Raw genomic sequence first — 21,212 nt, 5'->3', positions numbered from 1 at the left:
ATGCGCGCACTTCCGCTGACCATCGGCACCATCCATTTCGTCGGCATCGGCGGCATCGGCATGAGCGGCATCGCCGAGGTGCTGAAGAACCTGGGCTACGAGGTCCAGGGCTCCGACCTGACCGAGAACGCCAACGTCAAACGCCTGCGCGATCTGGGCATCGCGGTCCACATCGGTCACCGGGCGGAAAACCTGGGCAGTGCCGCCGTGGTGGTGGTGTCCTCCGCCGTCAAGCGCGACAACCCCGAGGTGGTGGCCGCCCGCAGCGCGCTGATCCCCGTGGTGCGGCGCGCGGAAATGCTGGGCGAGCTGATGCGGCTGAAATGGGCCATCGCCATCGGCGGCACCCATGGCAAGACCACCACCACCTCGCTGGTGGGCGCCATGCTGGAGCACGCAGGCCTGGACCCCACGGTCATCAACGGCGGCATCATCAACGCCTATGGCACCAACACCCGTCTGGGTGCCGGTGAATGGATGGTGGTGGAGGCGGACGAGTCCGACGGCACCTTCACCAAGCTGCCGGCCTGCATCGCCGTGGTCACCAACATGGACCCCGAGCATCTGGACTTCTACGGGTCGTTCGAGCAGGTGCGCAGCGCCTTCGACACCTTCGTCCAGAACATTCCCTTCTACGGCTTCGCCGCCCTGTGCATCGATCACCCGGAAGTGCAGGCGATGATCCCCCGCGTGTCCGACCGCCGCATCGTCACCTATGGCTTCTCGCCCCAGGCCGACGTGCGGGCGGCGGATGTGACGCTGGGGCCGGACGGCGCCGTCTTCGATGTGTGCATCGCCGAGCGCGGCAGCGGCGAGCGCCGCACCATCGGCGGCGTGCGCCTGCCCATGTTCGGGCCGCACAACGTGCAGAACGCGCTGGCCGCCTTTGCCGTGGGCCAGGAGATGGGCATCCCCGATCTGGTCATGAAAGAGGCCATGGGCCGGTTCACCGGGGTGAAGCGCCGTTTCACCCGCACCGGCGTGTCCCATGGCATCACCGTCATCGACGATTACGGCCACCACCCGGTGGAAATCGCGGCCGTGCTGCGGGCGGCCCGCACCGCCGGCACCGGGCGCACCATCGCCGTGGTCCAGCCCCACCGCTACAGCCGGCTGGCCAGCCTGTTCGAGGAATTCTGCACCTGCTTCAACGACGCCGACACCGTGCTGGTGGCCGACGTCTACGCCGCCGGTGAAACCCCCATCCCCAACATCAGCCGCGACGCGCTGGTGGAGGGACTGCGGATGCACGGGCACCGCAACGCCCTGCCGCTCAACGCCCCCGACCAGTTGGCGCGGGTGGTGCGCGACATCGCCAAGCCCGGCGACTTCGTGGTCTGCCTGGGGGCCGGCAACATCACCCAGTGGGCCAACGCCCTGCCGGGCGAGCTGGACGCGCTGATGGGGACGGAGTAACCCGCCATGACCGCCGCCGCGCTCTCCCCCACCCCCTCGTTGCTGGACCGGCTGCCGCCGGTGCGCGGACGGCTGACCGCCGATGCCCCGCTGGCCGGGGTGACGTGGTTCCGCGTCGGCGGGGCGGCGGAGGTGATGTTCCGCCCGGCGGACGCGGACGATCTGGCGGCGTTCCTGGCCGGGGTGCCGGCGGACGTGCCGGTGACGGTGATCGGGGTGGCGTCGAACCTGCTGGTGCGCGACGGCGGGGTGCCGGGGGTGGTGATCCGCCTGGGCCGCGGCTTCGCCGACATCACCGCCGAGGGGGAAACGGTGACCGCCGGGGCGGCGGCGCTGGATCTGAACGTGGCGAAGGTGGCGTGCGGCGCCGGCCTGGGCGGGCTGGAATTCCTGTCGGGCATCCCCGGCACCATCGGCGGGGCGCTGCGCATGAACGCCGGGGCCTATGGGCGGGAGATCCGCGACGTGCTGGTGTCGGCCACCGCCATCGACCGGCAGGGGCGCGTCCACACCCTCGGGCTTGAGGACATGGGCTTCACCTACCGGCATTGCGCCCTGCCGCCGGACCTGATCTTCACCGGTGCGGTGCTGCGCGGCACGCCCGACAGCGCGGACGCCGTGGCCGCGCGCATGGACGAAATCCAGGCCAAGCGCAGCGACAGCCAGCCCGTGCGTTCGCGCACCGGGGGTTCCACCTTCAAGAACCCCCCCGGCGGCGGCCGGGCGTGGGAACTGATCGACGCCGCCGGCTGCCGGGGCCTGCGCATCGGCGACGCACAGGTGTCGGAGATGCACTGCAACTTCCTGCTCAACCTGGGCAACGCCACCGCGGCGGAACTCGAGGCGCTGGGGGAAGAGGTGCGCCGGCGGGTGCTGGAGACGTCGGGCGTGACGCTCGACTGGGAAATCAAGCGGATCGGCAAGACGGAAGGAACCGCATCATGACCACCGCGGGGAACACCCTGCTCGTGCGGAGCCAGAAGAAGCATGTGGCCGTCCTGATGGGCGGCTGGTCGGCGGAACGGGAGGTGTCGCTGGTCAGCGGCGCCGCCGTCGCCCGCGCGCTGGAGGACGAGGGCTACACCGTCACCGCCGTGGACGTGCAGCGGGACATCGATGGGCTGGTCCGCGCCCTGACCCCCCGCCCCGACGTGGTGTTCAACGCGCTGCATGGCCGCGGCGGCGAGGACGGCACCATCCAGGGCGTGCTGGAGTTCCTGGGCCTTCCCTTCACCCATTCGGGCGTGCGCGCCTCGGCCATCGCCATGGACAAGGCGATGACCAAGCGGGTGCTGGACACCGTGGGCGTGCGCTCCCCCGCCGGGCGGGTGGTGTCGCGGGCCGAGCTGTTCGATCTGTTCGCCGCCGGCGCCCACCCGATGGAACCGCCCTACATCATCAAGCCGGTGGACGAGGGCTCGACCGTCGGCGTCACCCTGGTGCGCGAGGGGCAGAACGCCCCGCTGGAAAGCGATTGGGCGTGCGGCGACCGGGCGCTGGTGGAGGAGTTCATCGCCGGGCGCGAGCTGACCGTCGGGGTGATGGACGGCCGGGCGCTGGCGGTGACCGAGATCGCCTTCACCACCGAACTGTTCGATTACACCGCCAAATACACCGCCGGCCACGCCCGTCATATCCTGCCCGCCGACATCCCCGCGGCGGTGGCGGAGGAGGCGAAGCGGCTGGCCGTGCTGGCGCACGAGACGCTGGGCTGCCGTGGTGTCACACGCAGCGATTTCCGCTGGAATCCGGCGAAGCCCGGTGTAGAAGGTCTGTACTTCCTTGAGCTGAACAATCAGCCCGGCATGACGCCCATGTCCCTGGTACCGGAACAGGCGGCCCATGCCGGCATCCCCTATGGCGCTCTGGTCGGTTGGATGGTGGAGAACGCGGTATGTCTGCACGACTGAGCGGCGGGCCGGACCCCCGCCTTTCCTCGGGCACCCCACACGGCGCCCGCCCCTCACGGGATCGTGACATCCCCCTGCCGCCGCGGGCCATGGCCCGCGCGGCCAAACGCGGCAACCGCCGGCGGGCGTGGCCCCGCTGGGCCAAGCCGGCGCTGAAGACGGCGCTGCTGGGCCTGCCGCTGGTGGCGGCGGGGGTGTTCGCCCTGTCGGTCTGGCGGGCCGGCACGGTGGCCGAAACCATGGAACGGTTCGAGGAGGCGATGGTCGGCGCCACCGCCACCGCCGGTTTCGCGCTGCGCGAGGTGGTGGTGGACGGGCGCGTCGAAACCTCGTCGGAGCTGCTGTTCGAGGCGCTGGGTGCTCGCCAGGGCACGCCGATCCTGGGCATCGATCTGGTGGAAGCCAAGGAGCGGCTGGAATCCCTGCCGTGGGTGTCGAGCGCGTCGGTCGAACGGCGCCTGCCCGACGCGCTCTATGTCCGCCTGTCCGAGCGCCAGCCCATGGCCATCTGGCAGCACGAACGCACCTTCACCGTCATCGACCGCGACGGCCGCCCGCTGGCCGACGCGCTGGAGATGGCGCGCAAGGGCAGCCAGCGCGTCAACCAGCTTCCCCACGTGGTGGGCGCCAACGCCCCGCAGCAGGTGCCCAAGCTGCTGGCCGCCTTGGAAGAGGTGCCGGAGATCAACAAGCGCCTGACCGCCGCCGTGTGGGTCAGCGACCGGCGCTGGGATCTCCAGCTCGACAACGGGGTGATGATTCGCCTGCCGGAAGCCGGTATGGTACGCGCCCTTCACCAACTGGCCGAAATGCAGACCGGAAGTTCGGTGCTGGACCGCGACCTCGTGGCCGTGGACCTGCGCCAGAAGGACCGGGCGGTGCTTCAGACGTCAACCGCGGCCATGCCGGACGCGGACGACAAGAAGAAACGCAAGAACAAGCCCTGATCCGGCGACGGGGCGGCCGGAACGGCGGGGGGATCGGGAACGGGTTCCGCATCGGGCGGGCAGCAGACGGGGTGATGGGGTGCTGAACATGGGCTTCAACGGTGGCAAGAAGCCGAAGCGGCTGGTGCGGGGGGGCACCATCGCGGCGCTCGACGTCGGCTCGACCAAGGTCTGCTGCTTCATCGCCCGCGTCGATGAGCAGGAGCAGATCCGCATCACCGGCGTCGGCCACCAGATTGCCGCCGGCATCCGCGCCGGGGCCATCGTCGATATGGAAGCGGCGGAGACCTCCATCGGGGCCGCCGTCCACGCCGCCGAGCAGATGGCCGAGGAAACCATCCACGAGGTGGTGGTCAACATCTCCGGCGGCTATCCCGTCTCCCACACCGTGAATGCCGAAATCGGCATCGGCGGCGCGGAAATCAGCGACGGCGACATCCGCCGGGTGCTGTCCCACGCCCGCTCGATCCAGGCCGGTCCCGACCAGGCGCTGATCCACGCCTTCCCCGTGGGCTTCTCGGTGGACGACCACCGCGGCATCCGCGACCCCAAGGGCATGTACGGCACCCGGCTCGGCGCCCAGATCCACGTCATCACCGCCGGGGCCGGATCCATCCGCAACCTGCGCAACTGCGCCGCCCGCTGCCACCTCAATCTCGAAAGCATGGTGGTGTCGCCCTATGCCTCCGGCCTCGCCTGTCTGGTGGAGGACGAGATGCAACTGGGTGTGGCCTGCATCGATATGGGCGGCGGCACCACCACCATCTCCGTCTTCTTCGAAGGCCAACTGGTGTGGACCGACAGCATCCCGGTGGGGGGGGCGCATGTCACCAACGACGTGGCCCGCGGCCTGAACACCGGCGTCATCCACGCCGAACGCCTGAAGACGCTGTACGGCAGCGCCATCGTGAACGCCGCCGACGAGCGCGAGATCATCGACGTCCCCCAGATCGGCGACGACGACCGGCCCCAGACCAACCCGGTGCCGAAATCCTTTCTCGTCCGCATCATACAGCCGCGTCTTGAAGAGATCTTCGAGCTGGTCCGCTCCCGCCTGGAGCAGTCCGGCTTCGGCAAGCTGTCGGGCCGGCGGGTGGTGCTGACCGGCGGGGCCAGCCAGTTGCCGGGCACCCGCGACCTTGCCCAACTGATCCTCGACAAGCAGATCCGCCTGGGCCGCCCCACCCGCATCCGCGGGCTGGCGGATGCCAACGGCGGGCCGGCCTATGCCACCGCCGCAGGGCTGCTGCTGCACGCCGTGCGCACCCCCGCCGAACTCTCCCTGATCACCCAGGAGGCGGCGGCGCCGAGCGGGTTTCTGGGGCGGGTCGGCCTGTGGCTGCGGGAGAACCTGTAGCCATGACGCAACGCCCCGGCGCCGCCGCACCCCCGCGACGGTTTTCCCCTTGCTCTCCGCCCCCCTGATGATTTAGGCGAATCGGGTTGGGAGCGGGGCACGCACCCAAAAAACCAAAGCCGGAAAAATCCGGAACAGTCAAAAGACTGAATAATACGAATCGGAATTAAATAAAGTTGTGGAGGTTGACATGATCAACGTGACCCTTCCCCAGATCGAACCTGAACTGAAGCCTCGGATTACTGTGTTCGGCGTCGGGGGCGCCGGCGGTAATGCCGTCAACAACATGATCAAGTCCAACCTGGAAGGGGTGGACTTCGTGGTGGGCAACACCGACGCCCAGGCGCTGAAAGGGAGCCTGTGCGACAAGCGCCTGCAGCTCGGCACCACCGTCACCCGCGGTCTGGGTGCCGGGTCCAAGCCGGACATCGGCCGCGCCTCGGCGGAAGAGCAGATCGACGAGATCGTCCAGTACCTGGAAGGCTCGAACATGGTGTTCATCACCGCCGGCATGGGCGGTGGCACGGGCACCGGTGCGGCCCCGGTGATCGCGCGGGCGGCCCGTGAACGCGGCATCCTGACCGTGGGCGTGGTGACCAAGCCCTTCCACTTCGAAGGCGCGCACCGCATGCGGCTGGCCGAGTCGGGCATCGCCGAGCTGCAGCAGTACGTCGATACGCTGATCATCATCCCGAACCAGAACCTGTTCCGCATCGCCAACGAAAAGACCACGTTCGCCGACGCCTTCAAGATGGCCGACGACGTGCTGCATTCGGGCGTGCGCGGCGTGACCGACCTGATGGTCATGCCAGGATTGATCAACCTGGACTTCGCCGACATCCGCTCGGTGATGACCGAGATGGGCAAGGCGATGATGGGCACCGGCGAGGCCGGCGGCGAACGCCGCGCCATCGAAGCCGCCGAGGCCGCCATCTCCAACCCGCTGCTGGACGACGTGTCGATGAAGGGTGCGCGCGGCGTGCTCATCAACATCACCGGCGGCTACGACATGACCCTGTTCGAGGTGGACGAGGCCGCCAACCGCATCCGCGACGAGGTGGACCCGGACGCCAACATCATCTTCGGCTCCACCTTCGACAGCTCGCTGGAAGGTGTCATGCGCGTGTCGGTGGTCGCCACCGGCATCGACGCCGCCATCATGGCCAACCCGCGCAACGCCGCGGGCGCCGCGCAGGCGGTCAACCTGTCGCTGGTCAGCGACCGCAGCCGCAAGCCCGCCGCCCCCGGCCTGACGGGCGCCGCCCCGGCCGCGGCTCCGATTCGCGCCGAGACGCCGGCCCAGACCGCCCCAAAGCCCCAGACCATCGCCAGCGCGGCATCCGCCTTCGTCATGGAAGCCCCGGTCGCCCAGACCGCCGCCCCCCATGTGGCGCCGCACGTAGCCGATGTCGCCCACCCGGAACCGGCCCCGCAGCCGGCCCCGGCCTACCAGACCGCCGCCCCGCAGCACATCGCCCATCAGGCGGCCCCGATGGAAGCCCCCCGGCCCCCCATCAGCCCGCTGGCGACCGAACGGCGCGACGGCGCCTTCATCCCGCCGCAGCCGATGGACCCCGGCCAGCGCGCGCCCATGGCCGCCCCGCCCGTCACCATGTCGGCTCCCCCCGCTCCGGCTTCCCAGCCGCAGCAGCACCACTATGCGGAGGAGCCCAAGAAGCGCCAGTCCCTGTTCAGCCGCGTGACCGGCCTTGGCCGCCGCAAGGAGGAAACCCCCGCCGAACCGCCGCGGCAGGCTCTGCCGCCCGTGGCCCCGGCGGTGTCCGCCCCTCCTGCGGCTCCCCAGGCCCAGGCCCCGCGGGTGACCGTGGACCCGACCCCGCACGGGACGAAGATGGCCTCCCACGAAGAGGACGTCCTCGATATCCCCGCCTTCCTGCGCCGTCAGGCCAACTGACCGTCCGCCGGTCCCACCGGCTGCCGGCCCAGCACCTGACGGAACAGGAATGACAGCACCCCATCCGGGTCCGCCGCCTTCGGGCGACTGGCTCGGGTGGGCTCCACCACAATGTTAATTCCGATCCCTGGCCTCCCGGACCGCAAGGTCCGCGGAGGCTCTTTTTTGCTCCCTCCCCGCCCCATTGCTTTGCAACATTCCGTAATAAAGAGTGATTTGTCCTGGACCGGGGGCGGTGATAGTGAAGAGTCACGGGGAAGCGCCGAGAGGAATGTTGGAATCGCCAACATAATCTCTGCGGGGATACCCCAACCGGACAAGACAGGATCAAGTGCCGTGAAGAAGATCAACGTGAAATCGGAAAATCTTTTTCAGCATACGCTGAAGCGGCCTGTCCACTGCACCGGGGTCGGGCTGCATTCCGGCGACGACGTGTCCTTGACGATTGCCCCGGCGGACGCCGGAACCGGCATCCGTTTCGTGCGCAGCGACAAGCTGGGCCCCGCCGCCCACATCACCGCCCTGTGGGATCAGGTGGTCGATACCCGCCTGTGCACGGTCCTGGGCAACAGCCACGGCACCACCATCGGCACCGTCGAGCATCTGATGGCCGCCCTGGCCGGGGCCGGGGTGGATAACGCCGTCATCACCATCGACGGACCGGAAGTGCCGATCATGGACGGCTCCGCGGCTCCCTTCACGGCCCTTCTGGAAACCGCCGGCCTGGCCATGCAGACGGCCCCCCGCCGCGCAATCCGCATCCTGAAGCCGGTCGAGGTGACCGAAGGCGGCAAGTCCGCCTCCTTCGCGCCCGCGCCGGAGACCTGCTACAGCTTCGAGATCGATTTCGACAACGCCGTCATCGCCCGCCAGAACCGCAGCTTCACGCTGGCCGCCGACGCCTTCCGCGACGACATCGCCGAGGCCCGCACCTTCGGCTTCCTGCACGAGGTGGACTATCTGCGCAGCGTCGGTCTGGTCCGCGGCGGCTCGCTGGACAACGCGGTGGTCATCTCCGGCGACACGGTGATGAACGAGGGTGGCCTGCGCTTCCACGATGAATTCGTCCGTCACAAGATCCTGGACGCCGTGGGCGACCTGTATCTGGCCGGTGCCCCGATCGTCGGCCACTTCCACGGCTGCCGCTCGGGCCATGCGCTGAACAACAAGCTGCTGCGCGCCCTGATGGCCGACCAGAGCGCCTGGTGCTTCGAGCCGCCCCCGGCGGCGTGGCAGGATTTCGGCCGTCATGTGGCGGTCGCCTGACCGTCTTCCTCCCAAACTGACCCGCCTTCATCGGTTCCCGCCCTTTCCCCCCTGGAAAGGGCGGTTTGCTTTGGGGGAACCCCTGACGGGGGACATGGGATTCAGACTTTATTAACGAAAACCCGCGACCATTGACGATGCCTGCCGGAGGAAGCGCGGATGCGGCGGGCGTGGCAAGGCCGGTGGGAAAACGCGAAAGGCGTGTGCCATGGATCTCGGTAACATGGGCCTGTTCAAGCTGTTGTCACGGCGGATGGACTGGCTGACCCAGCGGCAGGAAACCCTGTCGCAGAACATCGCCAACGCCGACACGCCGGATTACAAGCCGAACGATCTGAAGCCTTTCAATTTCCGCGATGCGCTGGCCGACGCGCGGCGGCTGAAGCCGTCAACCACGTCCACCACCCATTTGACCGGCACGCTGGGCCCTGGCGGCATCGCCAAGGAACAGCGGCAGCGCGATCCGTATGAAACCGCCCCCGACGGCAACGCGGTGGTGTTGGAAGAGCAGATGCTGAAGCAATCGCAGACGTCCAACGACTACCAGACCATGATCAACCTCTACCGCAAGCAGGTGGGGATGATAAAGATGGCGATCCGTGGCAACAGCGGCGGCATGTAAGCCGGTGTGACCGCAGGAAGGAGGCACCGCGATGGACCTGTACAAATCCATGGCTGCATCGGCCGCCGGCATGAAGGCGCAAGGCGCGCGGCTGAAGGTCATTTCGGAAAACCTGGCCAACGCCAACACCACGGCGGAAACCCCCGGCGACCTTCCCTACCGCCGCAAGACCATCACCTTCGCCAATGAACTCGACCGCAAGCTGGGCGTCGAAACGGTCAAGGTCGCCAAGATCGGCGTGGACAAATCGGACTTCGAACGCCGCTACGACCCGTCCCACCCCAGCGCCGACGCCGACGGCTATGTGCTGCTGCCCAACGTCAGCACGCTGGTCGAGGCCATGGACATGCGCGAGGCCCAGCGGACCTATGAAGCCAACCTGTCGGCCATCGACACCGCCCGACAGATGCTGACCCGCACGCTGGAATTGCTGCGCACCTGATCCGCGGCTGTTATTATCTGCGCGGTCACCCGCCGGTGCCGTCATTCGGGGAGCCTTGAGCCATGGTCGCCAACGTCAACGCCGCCATTTCAGCCTATGCCAACACCGCCGCCCGCGGCACGTCCGGCGGCGGCATGGCCCCGCGTGCGGACGGCCCCAGCTTCGGCGACGTGCTGGAGGAGGCGGTCAAAAGCTCGGTCAACACCATGAAGGCCGGTGAAACCATGAGCGCTCAGGCCGCCGTGGGCCAGGCCGAGTTGACCGACGTGATCCAGGCGGTGACCAACGCCGAAGTGACCTTGCAAACCGTCACCACCGTGCGCGATAAGGTCATCACCGCCTATCAGGAAATCCTGCGCATGCCCATTTGACGCCGCGCGCGTCAGCGGCACCGGCCAGGACCGCCCGGCGGGCGCGTTCCGGGGACAGCAGGCCATGAACGAAACCGACGTCATCGAAATCTGCCGCACGTCCCTGGTGACCCTGGTCATCGTGGCGGGGCCGATCCTGGTGTCCATGATGATCGTGGGCACGCTCATTTCGGTGTTCCAGGCCGTCACCCAGATCAACGAACAGACCCTTGCCATGGTCCCGAAGCTGTTGCTGGTCTTCGGCCTGACCATTCTGCTGATGCCCTTCATGCTGGGCCAGATGACGGGGTTCTTCGAACGCGAAATCATCGACCGCATCGTGGCCGTGGGGACCGGCACGGCGCCGGGGTCACCGGGCGGACCGGGCGGCCCCTTCGGCACGCCCAGCGGCGTTCCGCGGTAAGACGCGGCGATGAATTCCATCCTTCAGGCGGTCATCGCCGATCAGATCTATGTCTGGCTGATGGTGTTCACCCGCATCGGCAGCGCCTTCATGATCATGCCGGCCATCGGCGACACCTTCGTCAGTTCGCGCACGCGCCTGCTGCTGGCGCTGGCGGTCAGCGTGCTGGTGGCCCCCGTGGTCCGTCAGAACCTGCCGCCGGAGCCGCAGAGCGCCCTCCTCCTGATGGTCCTGATGGTGGAGGAGATCACCATCGGCGTGTTCCTGGGCACGGTCGCCCGGCTGCTGATGGGGGCCCTGGAAGTGGCCGGCACCATCATCGCCACCCAATCGGGGCTGGCCAACGCCCAGATGTTCAACCCAGCCATGGCGACGCAGGGGTCGCTGACCGGCGCCATGCTGGGGTGGCTGGGGCTGCTGCTGATCTTCATCACCGATTTCCACCACCTGCTGATCATGGCGGTGGTGGACAGCTACACCCTGTTCAAGCCGGGAACGGCCATGCCGGTGGGCGATATGGCCGACATGGTGGGCAAGATGGTGGCCCACAGCTTCGTGGTGGGGGTGCAGATGTCCACCCCCTTCATCATCACCGGCATGCTGTTCGCCCTGGCGCTCGGGCTGATGAACAAGCTGGCGCCGCAGGTGCAGGTGTTCTTCCTGTTCACGTCGTTGCAGGTGGCGCTGGGGCTTTTTCTGTTGGCATTGACGCTGTCGGCGATGATGATGTTCTGGCTGCGGGAATTCGAATCCACCTTCATCCAGTTTCTCAATCCGGGCTGATCCCGGACCGGCCATGAGGCGCCCCCCGTGTCTGAAGATGCCGATGAGTCGTCGAAAACAGAAGACGCGACGCAAAAGAAGCTTGATGAAGCGCACCGGCAGGGCAACTGGCCTCTGAGCCAGGAGGTTCCGCTGTCGTTCATCATGGTGGCAGCGCTTGTCATCCTCATCGCCCTGCTGCCCGGCATGCTGCGCGACCTGTTCAGCGCGTTGAATTTCTATATCGAGCGGGTGTCCGATCTTCCCATGGATGCGGGCAATGTGGGGCGCATCATGCTGCGGGTTTTACGCGACATGGTGTGGGCGCTGTGGCTGCCGCTGTTGATGCTGATGATTGCCGGGGCCACGGGAACCATCGTGCAGAAGGGATTCACCTATTCCTGGGAACTGATCATTCCCAAATTCGAAAAGCTCAACCCCATCGCCGGGATCAAGCGCCTGCTGTCACCGGTTCCGCAGACGGTTGAATTGCTCAAGGGCATTGCGAAGATGGCGGTGGTGGGCGGTGTCGCCTATCTGGCGTTGCAGCCCATGGTGCTGTCGGTGCAGCATTTCATCGGCATCGACCTGCTCCAGCTTCTCAAGGAGATGGATGATCTGGTGAAGACCCTGATCATCGGGGTGACCAGCGTCGTCTTCATCATCGCCGCCGCCGATACCTTCTACCAGCGTTACCAGTACAGCAAGAAGATGAAGATGACCAAGCAGGAGGTCAAGGACGAGCACAAGCAGTCCGAAGGCAGCCCCGAGGTCAAGTCGCGCATCCGCCAGATCCGTTTCGAACGCGCCCGCAGCCGCATGATGTCCAACGTCCCCACCGCCGACGTGGTGGTGACCAACCCGACCCACTTCGCCGTCGCGCTGAAGTACGACACCCAACAGATGGGAGCGCCCTTCGTGGTTGCCAAAGGGGTGGACAGCCTGGCCCTGAAGATCCGCGAGGTGGCGGCAAAGAACGAGGTACCGGTGGTGGAAAATCCCCCCCTCGCCCGTGCGCTTTACGCCACGGTGGAGGTGGACGAGGAAATTCCGGCCGAACATTATCGTGCCGTGGCCGAGCTGATTTCCTATGTTTACAAGTTGAAGAAACGCTCGTTCAACTAATATACGGCATGGCCCGGACAGCAGGGCCGCTGCGCGCGCGGGTGATGCGGGGGATGGGAACGGAATGGTGGAATCCGGTGGAAGCATGACGCCCGGCACGCCGACGGATAAGGCCGTGGCACGGTTTCCACCCCCTTCCGTGCTGGCCGGCACCGGGGCGGCCGCGGTTCTGGCCGCCCTGTCCGGGTGGTTCGCCGTGGAGTGGCTTCCCCTGCCCGCCGCCGTGCGCCCGGCCCTGACGGGGGGGCTGGCGCTGGCCGTTGCAGCCGTCATGCTGCTGGCCCACCATCATCACCGCGTCCGCCAGGCCGCCCGGCGGGGGGATATGCTGGCCGCCGCCCTGTCCACCACCACGGTGGGACAGCTTGTCTGCGATGCCGACGGCAACACCGTCTTCATCAACGCCGTGTTCCGAAGCCTGACCGGCGCCCACCCCGACGAGCCGGCCATCGCGGCGCTGGAGCGGCAATTCGCCGCCAGCCATGGCGGCCATCTGGAATTCCGGCGGCTGAGCCAGCAGGCGGCAGCCGGCGCTCCGTCCACCATCGCCTTGTCCCTGCCCGGCCAGCGCCCCGGTGCCGTGGAATGGCGGCAGGTGCAGGCCCTGCCCGTCGCCGGCTTTCCCGGTGCGGTGCATTGGCGGCTGGAGGACATCACCATCCGCCGCGAACTGGAACAGGAGATGCAGCGGGAGCAGTCCAAGCTGGCCGATTTCATGGACCACGCCCCGGTCGGCTTCTTCTCCGTCGATCAGGACGGGCGGTTCCTGCTGGTCAACGCCCTGCTGGCCAAATGGCTGGACACCACCCCGCGGGAATTGATGGACGGCAGCCGGCGCCTGCACGATCTGCTGCTCAGCCCGCCGCACAACGCCGCCCCCTATGACGTGTTCGACGGCGGCGGCGGCGACCAGCGCGGCGAGTTGACCATGATCGGGGTCGAGGGCCGGCGGTTTCAGGCATCGGTGGCCCAGACGGTGGTGACCGGCGACGACGGCACCACCGTGCGCACCCGCTCCGTGGTCCGCGACCTGTCGCCCGAACGGGAATGGCAGGAAGCGTTGCGCCTGTCGGAACAGCGGTTCCAGCGCTTCTTCGAAGACGCCCCCATCGGCATCGCCCTGATGGACGAGCGCGGCATCCTGGGTGAATGCAACGAGGCGTTCCTGACCCTGATGGGGTCGCCTGCGGGCATGATCATCGGACGCTCGCTGATCAGCCTGATCGTCCCCGCCGACCGCGAGGCCGTGACCCAGCGCCTGCGCGCGGTGCAGGAGGGTGCGCGCGATGACAACGGCGGCGACGCCCTGCCCGCCGCCACGCCCTCCACGACGCCCATGGAAGTGCGCATGACCGGCGACCGGGAGGTGGCGGCCCAGCTCTACATCCGCCGCCTGGGGGGAGAGAACGGGCGCAGTTCCGGCCTGATCCTGCACTTCATCGACCTCAGCGAGCGCAAGAACCTGGAAGCGCAGTTCGCCCAGTCGCAGAAGATGCAGGCGGTGGGCCAGCTTGCCGGCGGCGTCGCCCACGACTTCAACAACCTGCTGACGGCCATGATCGGCTTTTGCGATCTGCTGCTGCTGCGGCACAAGCCGGGCGACCAGTCGTTCAGCGACATCATGCAGATCAAGCAGAACGCCAACCGTGCGGCCAATCTGGTGCGTCAGCTCCTGGCCTTTTCCCGTCAGCAGACCTTGCAGCCGCGGGTGCTGAACGTCACCGATGTCCTGGCCGAGCTTCACAACCTGCTGCGCCGGCTGATCGGCGAGAACATCGAGATGCGGATGCTGCACGGCCGCGATCTCGGGCTGATCAAGGTGGACCAGAACCAGCTTGAACAGGTCATCATCAATCTGGTGGTCAACGCCCGCGATGCCATGGCCGGCGGCGGGCGGCTGACCATCGTCACTTCCAACGTGACCGCCAGCCAGGCCGAACGGCGCGAGCACGAAACCGTACCCGCCGGCGATTACGTGTCCATCGAGATCATCGACACCGGCATCGGCATCCCGCCGGAGAACCTCCAGCGCATCTTCGAACCGTTCTTTTCCACCAAGGAGGTGGGGTCGGGCACCGGGCTGGGCCTGTCCACCGTCTATGGCATCGTACGTCAGACGGGGGGGTTCATCTTCGTGGACAGCGCGGTGGGCGAAGGGGCGAAATTCACCATCCTGCTGCCCCGCCACCGGGGAGAGGCCGCCACCGCCGAGCCTGCCGAACCACGGGAGCGCCGCGGCAGCGACCTGACCGGATCGGGTACCATCCTGCTGGTGGAAGACGAGGACGCGGTGCGCGTCTTTTCCGCCCGCGCGCTGCGCAACAAGGGCTATCAGGTGCTGGAGGCCAAGAACGGCGAGGCGGCGATGCAGCAGCTTTCCGGGAACGGGCCGCGGGTGGACCTGCTGATCACCGACGTGGTGATGCCGCAGATGGACGGCCCGACGCTGGCCCGCACCGTCCGCCAGATCCGCCCCGACCTGAAGGTGATCTTCATCTCCGGCTACGCCGAGGACCGCTTCAAGGACGAGCTGGACGATTCCACCATCGCCCACTTCCTGCCAAAACCCTTTTCGCTCAAGCAGTTGGCATCAAAAGTTAAGGAAGTGATGAAGGGATGAGACGGGTCGGGCTCCTCCTCATCCCATTTTTTAAGAAGCACATAAATATCTATTGAAATCAGTTACTTATCGGAAATTCCCGATAAAAAGATTTGGATTTCCCCGAGTCCTACAGCCCGAAGAACGCCCGCAGCCGACCAATCATCTCCTGCGGGGCGTTGCGTTCGCCTCCCCCGCACGCGGCGTCGGCGGCTCCGGCGGTGGCTGCCTCGTTGGATTGCTGGCGGGCGGCCATCAGGCGGGCCAGACCGTCCAGCAGTTCCGGGCGACGGCGCAGGATGGGGTCGATCTGCTCCTTGTCCAGTTCGAACACCACGGCGTCGATGCGGGCCACCACGTCGGCGCTGCGCGGCTGGCCGGTCAGCAGCGACATTTCCCCGAACACGTCGCCGGGGCGCATCCGTGCCCAGGTGACCTTGCCGCCGCCCTCGCGGCGGTGGATTACGTCCAGCACTCCCTCGGCCACCAGGAACAGCGACTGACCCGCCTCCCCCTGGCGGACGGCGCTGGTGCCGGCGCGCAGTTCGCGGCGGACCATGGCGTGGGCCAGCTGGGTGATCTCCTCGTCCGCAAAGGCCGAGAGCAGCGGCACCCCCCGCAGCAGCGATTCGGCCACGCGCGAAACGCCGCTCCCCCGCCGCTTGGTGGCCCGGCGGCGCAGGATCTGCATTTCCTGCTTGTGGCGGGCCAGCCCGATGCCGGCCCGTTCCAGATGGTCCAGCACCGCCCCGGCCACCCGGTCGCGCACCAGGGCCGCCTGGGGGTACGACGGCACCCAGAACCGCAGGACATAGGACACGCCGTTGAGCGTCAGCCCGTCCACGATCACGTCGGGGGCGGGGTCCGACAGCACCTCGGGCGTGCAGACCATGGCCGACATCAGGATGCGGCGGGCCTGGGCGTGGGGAATGTCCTGGTCCAGCACCACCGGCATCTGGATGCGCAGGCGCGGGTCGGGGCGGCTGAGGTTGGTGAAGCGCGTGCCGGCAATGCCACCGTTGGGCGTCACCACCATCATCCCGTCCAGCGTCATCAGCCGGGTGGCGCGCCAGTTGATCTCCTCCACCCGCCCGACCACGCCGCCGCCGGTATCCACCCAGTCACCCAGACGGAACGGATGCTCCATGTTCAGCGCGATGCCGGCGAAGATGTCGGCGAACACGTTGCGCAACGCAAAGCCGATGACCGCGATCACCACGCTGGAGGTGGTCAGCAGCCCCGACACCGGCTGCTGGAAGACGAAGGCGAGAATCCCCACCAGCGCCACCGCGTACAGCACCACGTGCAACAGGTCGCTGAGCAGCCGGGGGATCTGCGGCCCCCGCCCGGCCCGCCGCCCCATGCCCACCGGCGGCAGCGCGGTGTCGAGCAGGCGCGAGGCGAACCACGCCCCCGCCAGCCACGCCACCGTCTGGCAGCCGGCGACGACCACCGACAGCACCTGCTTGGGGAACGGCCAGGGATGGAGGGAGCCATAGGCCGCCAGCGCCGTCAGCAGCGCCGGCACGATCAGATACCGCAGGGCCGCGCCCATGATGGGTCCGTCCGTCCGCTCAGCGGGTCAGCATGGCGCTGTCCGGGCCGCTCAGCACGAAGACCTTGGCATAGACCTTCAGCAGCCCGTCGATCAGCCCCTGCACCGCCTTGGACCGCACGGTGGCCGGCTTGGCCGGGTCCACGTGCAGCACCACGCTGTCGGGGGTGTCGTTGAAATAGACCAGGGCGTTGATGCGGTCGGGCCGCATCTCTTCCGGGAAATCGTCGTTCATCAGCCAGAAACACTCGAAGTTGCGGCACGACGGCGGACGTGTATCGTACACGGTGCATCCCTTGCCCTTGTCGCAGGACACGCACCATTTGGCGGTCGGTTTCTTCAGTTCCGGCACCCCCATCAGCTTGCAGCACAGGGTGCACTCGCCGCACGAGCGGTTCGCCATGATCCGTCCTTTCCCGGTTCACCCCCGCTCAGATCCGGCATGGGGTGCAAAGCCGGCTTATAGCGGATCGAGTTCGGTGTCCCAATAAAGAAAATCCCGCCAACTTTCGTGAAGAAAATTCGGCGGGAAGGCGCGTCCATGTTCCTGAAGCTCGAACACCGTGGGCTGGAAGGGTGGACTGAGCGGGATCATGCCGCAGTCGTGGGGCAGCCGGCTGCCCTTGCGCAGATTGCACGCCGCGCACGACGTGACCACGTTGCCCCAGGTGGTGCGCCCGCCGCGGGCCCGTGGGATCACATGGTCGAAGGTCAGTTCGTGGGTGGGAAACGGCTGGCCGCAGTACTGGCAGGTGAAACGGTCGCGCAGGAACACGTTGAACCGGGTGAAGGCCGGGCGCCGGTTGGCGGGGATGTATTCCTTCAGGGAAATCACGCTGGGCAGGCGCATTTCCCAGCTTGGGGACCGGATCACCCGGTCATAGTAGGAGATGATGTTCACCCGGTCGAGAAACACGGCCTTGACCGCTTCCTGCCAGGACCAGAGCGACAAGGGGAAATAGCTGAGCGGACGAAAATCCGCGTTCAGCACCAGAGTCGGACAGTGATCGGGTGGTGAAGCCAATGGCCACTCCCTTACGTCTGTTGCCGTCCCGACGGCCATAAAGACCCGAGCGCGGGTATTACATAAGCCAAATCGGCCAAAGACTCAACATTGTCCCCGAAACTTCGGCAAAACACCCCGTTGGCGCAGGGCGTTTTGCCTGTTTGTTACACTTTTGCCCCAGGCTTATTGCACAGCCTGTGTCAATCGGTCCCACCGGCCAGAATGCGGGACAGGAATTGTCCGGCCAGCGCCACCCCCTCGGCGTCGATTCCATGGTCGAGACCGGGGCGGTAGTGCGACTCCACCGTGAAGCCGGCGGCGGTCAGCGTCTTGGCCGCCGCCCGCGTCTCGGTGACCGGGACCACCGGATCCTCCTCGCCATGGATCAGCAGGATGGGTGGGCGGCTGACGGTTTCGCCGGCCAGACGCTCGGGCGCCACCAGACGGCCGGAAAAGCCCATGATGCCGGCCACCGGCTCGGCCCGCCGCGGGGCCACGTGCAGCGCCATCATGGTGCCCTGGGAAAAGCCCATCAGCACCAGCCGGTCCGGCGTCAGGCTTAAGGAGCGCAGTTCGGCGTCGATGAAGGCGTTCAGCCGCGGGGCCGCCCGCTCCGCCCCCGCCAGGATCACCGGCGGGGAGCGGTCCTGCAGGCTGTACCACTGCCGGCCATAGGGGGCCATGTCGCAGGGGAACGGCGCATCGGGGGCGACGAAACGCGCGTGCGGCGCCGCCGCGGCCCAATGGGGCGCCAGTTCGATCAGGTCCGATCCGTCCGCCCCCAGGCCGTGCAGCAGCACGACGAGGTGGCGGGCGGGGCCGGGCTTCAGCGGTCCCCAGGCGGGGCCGGTAAGCGGGGGAAGGGGGGACGTGGTGTCGGTCATGTGATAAATGCTGGACCTTCCCGCGTGCCGCTTCAAGAGGGCGATCCCGCTTACACCCCGTTAACCGATCCCACCGATGCTGGCCCCGTCACACACCGGGGATTGCCGTCATGAGCGCCATCATCATCGACCTTGCCGAAAAACGCCGCGAACGGGACGCCAAGCGCCGCGCGGATGCCGCCCGCACGTATGATGAGGAGCTGCGCCGCCGCCTCGCCCTCTATCTCGAAACCGAAGGGCGGGAGGTGGAGCCGATCCAGGGGGCTCCCTATTTCTGAGCCCCGCTCCCTACCCTTCCCGGCGCCGGGTCCGGTATAAGGGTCGCCATGACCCTGATCACCCGTTTCGCCCCCAGCCCCACCGGCCTGCTGCATCTGGGGCACGCCCACTCCGCCCTGTCCGGCTGGACCGCCGCCCGCACCGGGGGCGGGCGTTTCCTGCTGCGGATCGAGGATATCGACCCCCACCGCTGCCGTCCCGGCTTCGACGCCGCCCTGCTGGAGGATCTGGCATGGCTGGGGCTGGATTGGGACGGGCCGGTCCGCCGCCAGTCGCAGCATATGGACGATTACGCCGCAGCCTTGGCCCGGCTGGAGGACAGAGGGGTGATCTACCCCTGTTTCTGTTCGCGCAAGGAGATCGCCGCCGAAATCGCCGCCGCCGGCCATGCCCCCCACGGGCCCGACGGGCCACTCTACCCCGGCCTGTGCCGCCACCTGACCGCGGACCAGCGGCAGGCGCGGATGGCGCGGGCCGCCGACGGCTGGGCGCTGCGGCTGGACGTGGACAAGGCCAAGGCGCTGGCCGGGCCTCTGCGCTGGTTCGACCGCGCCCGCGGGTGGCAGGAGGCCACGCCGGAAATCCTGGGCGACGTGGTGCTGGCCCGCAAGCACACCCCCACCAGCTATCACCTGAGCGTCACCGTGGACGACGCGCTGCAGGGGATCACGCGGGTGACGCGGGGGGAGGATCTCTTCTTCGCCACCCACCTGCACCGGCTGCTTCAGGCGCTGCTGGACCTACCGGTGCCGGAATGGCACCACCACGGGCTGCTGACCAACGAGCAGGGGGAGCGGCTGTCCAAACGCGACGGCGCGCGCAGCCTGCGCAGCCTGCGCGACGCCGGCCTGCCCGCCGCCGCGGTGCGGGCTATGGCCGGATTTCCGCCTTCGTAAGCGCGTCCGGCCAACCGCTCAGGCTGGAGGCGATGTCCAGATAGTCCGGCGTGTCCGGGGTCAGATGCCCGTGACGGATCAGGAAATCCGTCACCACCAGATTGCAGTTGAATTTCCAGTCGCCGGTGCCGTCCACCGACGCCGCCACCCGGTCCAGCGGCCAGCGTTCGAACGCCTCCACCTCGCCGTCGGTGTTGCGGGGGATGAAATCCTCCGGCAGTTCCAGGTCGTACAGGAACATGGTGTCGGGCTTCAGCCCCATCGGCGTTTCCAGGCAATAGCGCACGATGCCCACCGGCACGGCGCGCGCTGCCAGGTCCGGCGCGATGTCCGCCTCCTCCCGCGCTTCCTTCAGCAGGTTTTCCGTCAGGGTCAGGCCGATGGGCTGGCCGCCGGCCACCAGATTGTCCAGCTTGCCGGGAGCGATTTCCCGGTCGCGCGCCCGCCGGCCCACCCACAGCTCGATGCCGCCGCCGGGCATCCGCACGAAACCGTTGACGTGCAGCCCATAGGCGTCGATGCCGAACGGCACCACCGCCGCCCGGTCGAGGCGGGCCAGCGGCTCCGCCCCCCAGCGGGGCAGCACGGGGTAATGTTCCCCGCGCAAGCCACGGATGACGCCGCTTTCCACCAGATAGGCGGCGGCATGGGCCAGGGTGGCCGAGCGTGCCTCGAAATCCCGGATCTCCGGCGCCAGAGTCACGGCCTTGGCCGTCACGACGAAGCCGGGATCCACGCCGGGAAGCCGTTCCGCCAGCTTGTGGCGGATCCACCCCACCCGCACCCCATCGATCAAAAAGGGGCGGAAACCCGACAGGTCATGGGCGTTGCAGCCGCGGATGTGATCGAGAAAAGACATGCTCTCACCGGAAAACGGCAGGGAAACAGGCTTCAAGGTAAAGACCGGCCGGGAAATCGGCAAGCCGGCGGTTCGGGCCGCCCGCGCCAAAATGATCCGCCCGGATTCCGGCCCGCCAGCCATGTTGCAAACGCTGGGTTGCTATCGTAAACAAAACAAGCCCTTCCAACGTCAAGGGCCAGTTTTCGGGAGAGGGGCATGACCACCGCAGCCTTCGGTGACTATTCGGTTCTGGTGATCGAAGACGAGCCCTTCACGCGGATGGTGCTGGCCAAGATGCTGGGCACCTTGGGATTCAAGGCGGTGCATCAGGCCCAGGACGGCACCAGCGGCCTTGACGCCGTGCGCGGCCACACCCCCGACATCATCCTGTGCGACGTGGAAATGGAACCCATGGACGGGCTGGGATTCCTGAAGGCGCTGCGCGGGAGCGGCAACACCCGCGACCTGTCCCTGCCCGTGGTGTTCATGACCAACCGCGCGGACGAGGGCCGGATGGCCGAGGCCCGCGCCCTGGGCGCCGACACCTTCCTGGTCAAGCCGGCCACGCCCGACAACCTGCGCCAGACCCTGGCCGCCCATCTGGGCTGACCCGTCC

22 protein-coding genes are annotated in these 21,212 nt (G+C 67.6%); 17 read left to right on the top strand and 5 right to left on the bottom strand.

The window, feature by feature from the left end:
- The 14 genes from murC (at nucleotide 1) to M2352_RS10545 (ending at nucleotide 15,156) form a co-directional block, all read left to right on the top strand.
- Nucleotides 1–1,416 (top strand): UDP-N-acetylmuramate--L-alanine ligase, encoded by a 1,416-nt coding sequence (murC, locus tag M2352_RS10610; RefSeq protein ID WP_264664460.1) that lies wholly within the window; start codon nucleotides 1–3, stop codon nucleotides 1,414–1,416.
- A gap of 6 nt (nucleotides 1,417–1,422) precedes the next feature.
- Complete coding sequence (murB, locus tag M2352_RS10605) at nucleotides 1,423–2,361, top strand: UDP-N-acetylmuramate dehydrogenase (RefSeq protein WP_264664459.1); 939 nt, start codon at nucleotides 1,423–1,425, stop codon at nucleotides 2,359–2,361.
- The gene (locus M2352_RS10600) at nucleotides 2,358–3,326 is read left to right on the top strand and encodes a D-alanine--D-alanine ligase (RefSeq protein WP_264664458.1); all 969 of its coding nucleotides are present in this window, start codon (nucleotides 2,358–2,360) and stop codon (nucleotides 3,324–3,326) included. The genes murB and M2352_RS10600 overlap by 4 nt, the downstream gene beginning before the upstream one ends.
- Entirely contained in the window at nucleotides 3,311–4,273 is a 963-nt protein-coding gene (locus M2352_RS10595; protein ID WP_264664457.1) for a cell division protein FtsQ/DivIB, read from the top strand. The genes M2352_RS10600 and M2352_RS10595 overlap by 16 nt, the downstream gene beginning before the upstream one ends.
- Before the next feature lie 88 nt (nucleotides 4,274–4,361).
- Nucleotides 4,362–5,630 (top strand): cell division protein FtsA, encoded by a 1,269-nt coding sequence (gene ftsA / locus M2352_RS10590; protein WP_264664456.1) that lies wholly within the window; start codon nucleotides 4,362–4,364, stop codon nucleotides 5,628–5,630.
- A gap of 190 nt (nucleotides 5,631–5,820) precedes the next feature.
- Nucleotides 5,821–7,545: a cell division protein FtsZ gene (gene ftsZ / locus M2352_RS10585; RefSeq protein ID WP_264664455.1), complete on the top strand. Its 1,725-nt coding sequence runs from the start codon at nucleotides 5,821–5,823 to the stop codon at nucleotides 7,543–7,545.
- Nucleotides 7,546–7,881: 336 nt separating this feature from the next.
- The gene (gene lpxC, locus M2352_RS10580) at nucleotides 7,882–8,811 is read left to right on the top strand and encodes a UDP-3-O-acyl-N-acetylglucosamine deacetylase (RefSeq protein WP_264664454.1); all 930 of its coding nucleotides are present in this window, start codon (nucleotides 7,882–7,884) and stop codon (nucleotides 8,809–8,811) included.
- 208 nt (nucleotides 8,812–9,019) lie between these two features.
- Entirely contained in the window at nucleotides 9,020–9,433 is a 414-nt protein-coding gene (gene flgB / locus M2352_RS10575) for a flagellar basal body rod protein FlgB (RefSeq protein ID WP_264664453.1), read from the top strand.
- 31 nt (nucleotides 9,434–9,464) lie between these two features.
- Nucleotides 9,465–9,875, top strand: a complete 411-nt coding sequence (gene flgC / locus M2352_RS10570; RefSeq protein WP_264664452.1) for a flagellar basal body rod protein FlgC — start codon at nucleotides 9,465–9,467, stop codon at nucleotides 9,873–9,875.
- Between the two features lie 62 nt (nucleotides 9,876–9,937).
- A complete protein-coding gene (gene fliE / locus M2352_RS10565) occupies nucleotides 9,938–10,246 on the top strand; it encodes a flagellar hook-basal body complex protein FliE (RefSeq protein ID WP_264664451.1) in 309 nt (102 codons plus the stop codon).
- Between the two features lie 64 nt (nucleotides 10,247–10,310).
- Complete coding sequence (locus M2352_RS10560; protein ID WP_264664450.1) at nucleotides 10,311–10,649, top strand: flagellar biosynthetic protein FliQ; 339 nt, start codon at nucleotides 10,311–10,313, stop codon at nucleotides 10,647–10,649.
- A 9-nt stretch (nucleotides 10,650–10,658) separates the two neighbouring features.
- Entirely contained in the window at nucleotides 10,659–11,432 is a 774-nt protein-coding gene (fliR, locus tag M2352_RS10555) for a flagellar biosynthetic protein FliR (protein ID WP_264664449.1), read from the top strand.
- 27 nt (nucleotides 11,433–11,459) lie between these two features.
- The gene (gene flhB / locus M2352_RS10550) at nucleotides 11,460–12,536 is read left to right on the top strand and encodes a flagellar biosynthesis protein FlhB (protein ID WP_264664448.1); all 1,077 of its coding nucleotides are present in this window, start codon (nucleotides 11,460–11,462) and stop codon (nucleotides 12,534–12,536) included.
- A 64-nt stretch (nucleotides 12,537–12,600) separates the two neighbouring features.
- Nucleotides 12,601–15,156, top strand: a complete 2,556-nt coding sequence (locus tag M2352_RS10545) for a PAS domain-containing hybrid sensor histidine kinase/response regulator (RefSeq protein ID WP_406567243.1) — start codon at nucleotides 12,601–12,603, stop codon at nucleotides 15,154–15,156.
- A 109-nt stretch (nucleotides 15,157–15,265) separates the two neighbouring features.
- Here the strand turns inward: M2352_RS10545 and M2352_RS10540 are convergent, their stop codons facing one another.
- The 4 genes from M2352_RS10540 to M2352_RS10525 all read right to left on the bottom strand — a co-directional run bounded on the left by M2352_RS10540 (nucleotide 15,266) and on the right by M2352_RS10525 (nucleotide 18,580).
- Nucleotides 15,266–16,690 carry a mechanosensitive ion channel family protein gene (locus tag M2352_RS10540; RefSeq protein ID WP_264664446.1) on the bottom strand — a complete coding sequence of 475 codons (1,425 nt, stop codon included), beginning with the start codon at nucleotides 16,688–16,690 and terminating at the stop codon, nucleotides 15,266–15,268.
- A 19-nt stretch (nucleotides 16,691–16,709) separates the two neighbouring features.
- Entirely contained in the window at nucleotides 16,710–17,093 is a 384-nt protein-coding gene (locus M2352_RS10535) for a hypothetical protein (protein ID WP_264664445.1), read from the bottom strand.
- Between the two features lie 57 nt (nucleotides 17,094–17,150).
- The gene (locus tag M2352_RS10530) at nucleotides 17,151–17,714 is read right to left on the bottom strand and encodes an HNH endonuclease (protein ID WP_264664444.1); all 564 of its coding nucleotides are present in this window, start codon (nucleotides 17,712–17,714) and stop codon (nucleotides 17,151–17,153) included.
- A 182-nt stretch (nucleotides 17,715–17,896) separates the two neighbouring features.
- Complete coding sequence (locus M2352_RS10525) at nucleotides 17,897–18,580, bottom strand: alpha/beta hydrolase (RefSeq protein WP_264664443.1); 684 nt, start codon at nucleotides 18,578–18,580, stop codon at nucleotides 17,897–17,899.
- Nucleotides 18,581–18,690: 110 nt separating this feature from the next.
- Between M2352_RS10525 and M2352_RS10520 the strand changes: the two genes are divergently transcribed.
- Both M2352_RS10520 and gluQRS read left to right on the top strand, forming a co-directional pair.
- Entirely contained in the window at nucleotides 18,691–18,858 is a 168-nt protein-coding gene (locus M2352_RS10520) for a hypothetical protein (protein WP_264664442.1), read from the top strand.
- A gap of 48 nt (nucleotides 18,859–18,906) precedes the next feature.
- Complete coding sequence (gluQRS, locus tag M2352_RS10515) at nucleotides 18,907–19,755, top strand: tRNA glutamyl-Q(34) synthetase GluQRS (protein ID WP_264664441.1); 849 nt, start codon at nucleotides 18,907–18,909, stop codon at nucleotides 19,753–19,755.
- On the opposite strand, the gene M2352_RS10510 is transcribed toward gluQRS, so the two are convergent.
- Nucleotides 19,730–20,614, bottom strand: a complete 885-nt coding sequence (locus M2352_RS10510; RefSeq protein ID WP_264664440.1) for a DUF4743 domain-containing protein — start codon at nucleotides 20,612–20,614, stop codon at nucleotides 19,730–19,732. The genes gluQRS and M2352_RS10510 overlap by 26 nt on opposite strands.
- Before the next feature lie 198 nt (nucleotides 20,615–20,812).
- Between M2352_RS10510 and M2352_RS10505 the strand changes: the two genes are divergently transcribed.
- The gene (locus tag M2352_RS10505; protein ID WP_264664439.1) at nucleotides 20,813–21,205 is read left to right on the top strand and encodes a response regulator; all 393 of its coding nucleotides are present in this window, start codon (nucleotides 20,813–20,815) and stop codon (nucleotides 21,203–21,205) included.
- The last annotated feature ends 7 nt before the right edge of the window (nucleotides 21,206–21,212 follow it).

Origin of the sequence: Azospirillum fermentarium (assembly GCF_025961205.1) — a bacterium.
GTDB lineage: Bacteria > Pseudomonadota > Alphaproteobacteria > Azospirillales > Azospirillaceae > Azospirillum > Azospirillum fermentarium.
Note: the sequence above shows the minus strand (reverse complement) of the source record. Positions and strands in the feature narration are given on the sequence as shown.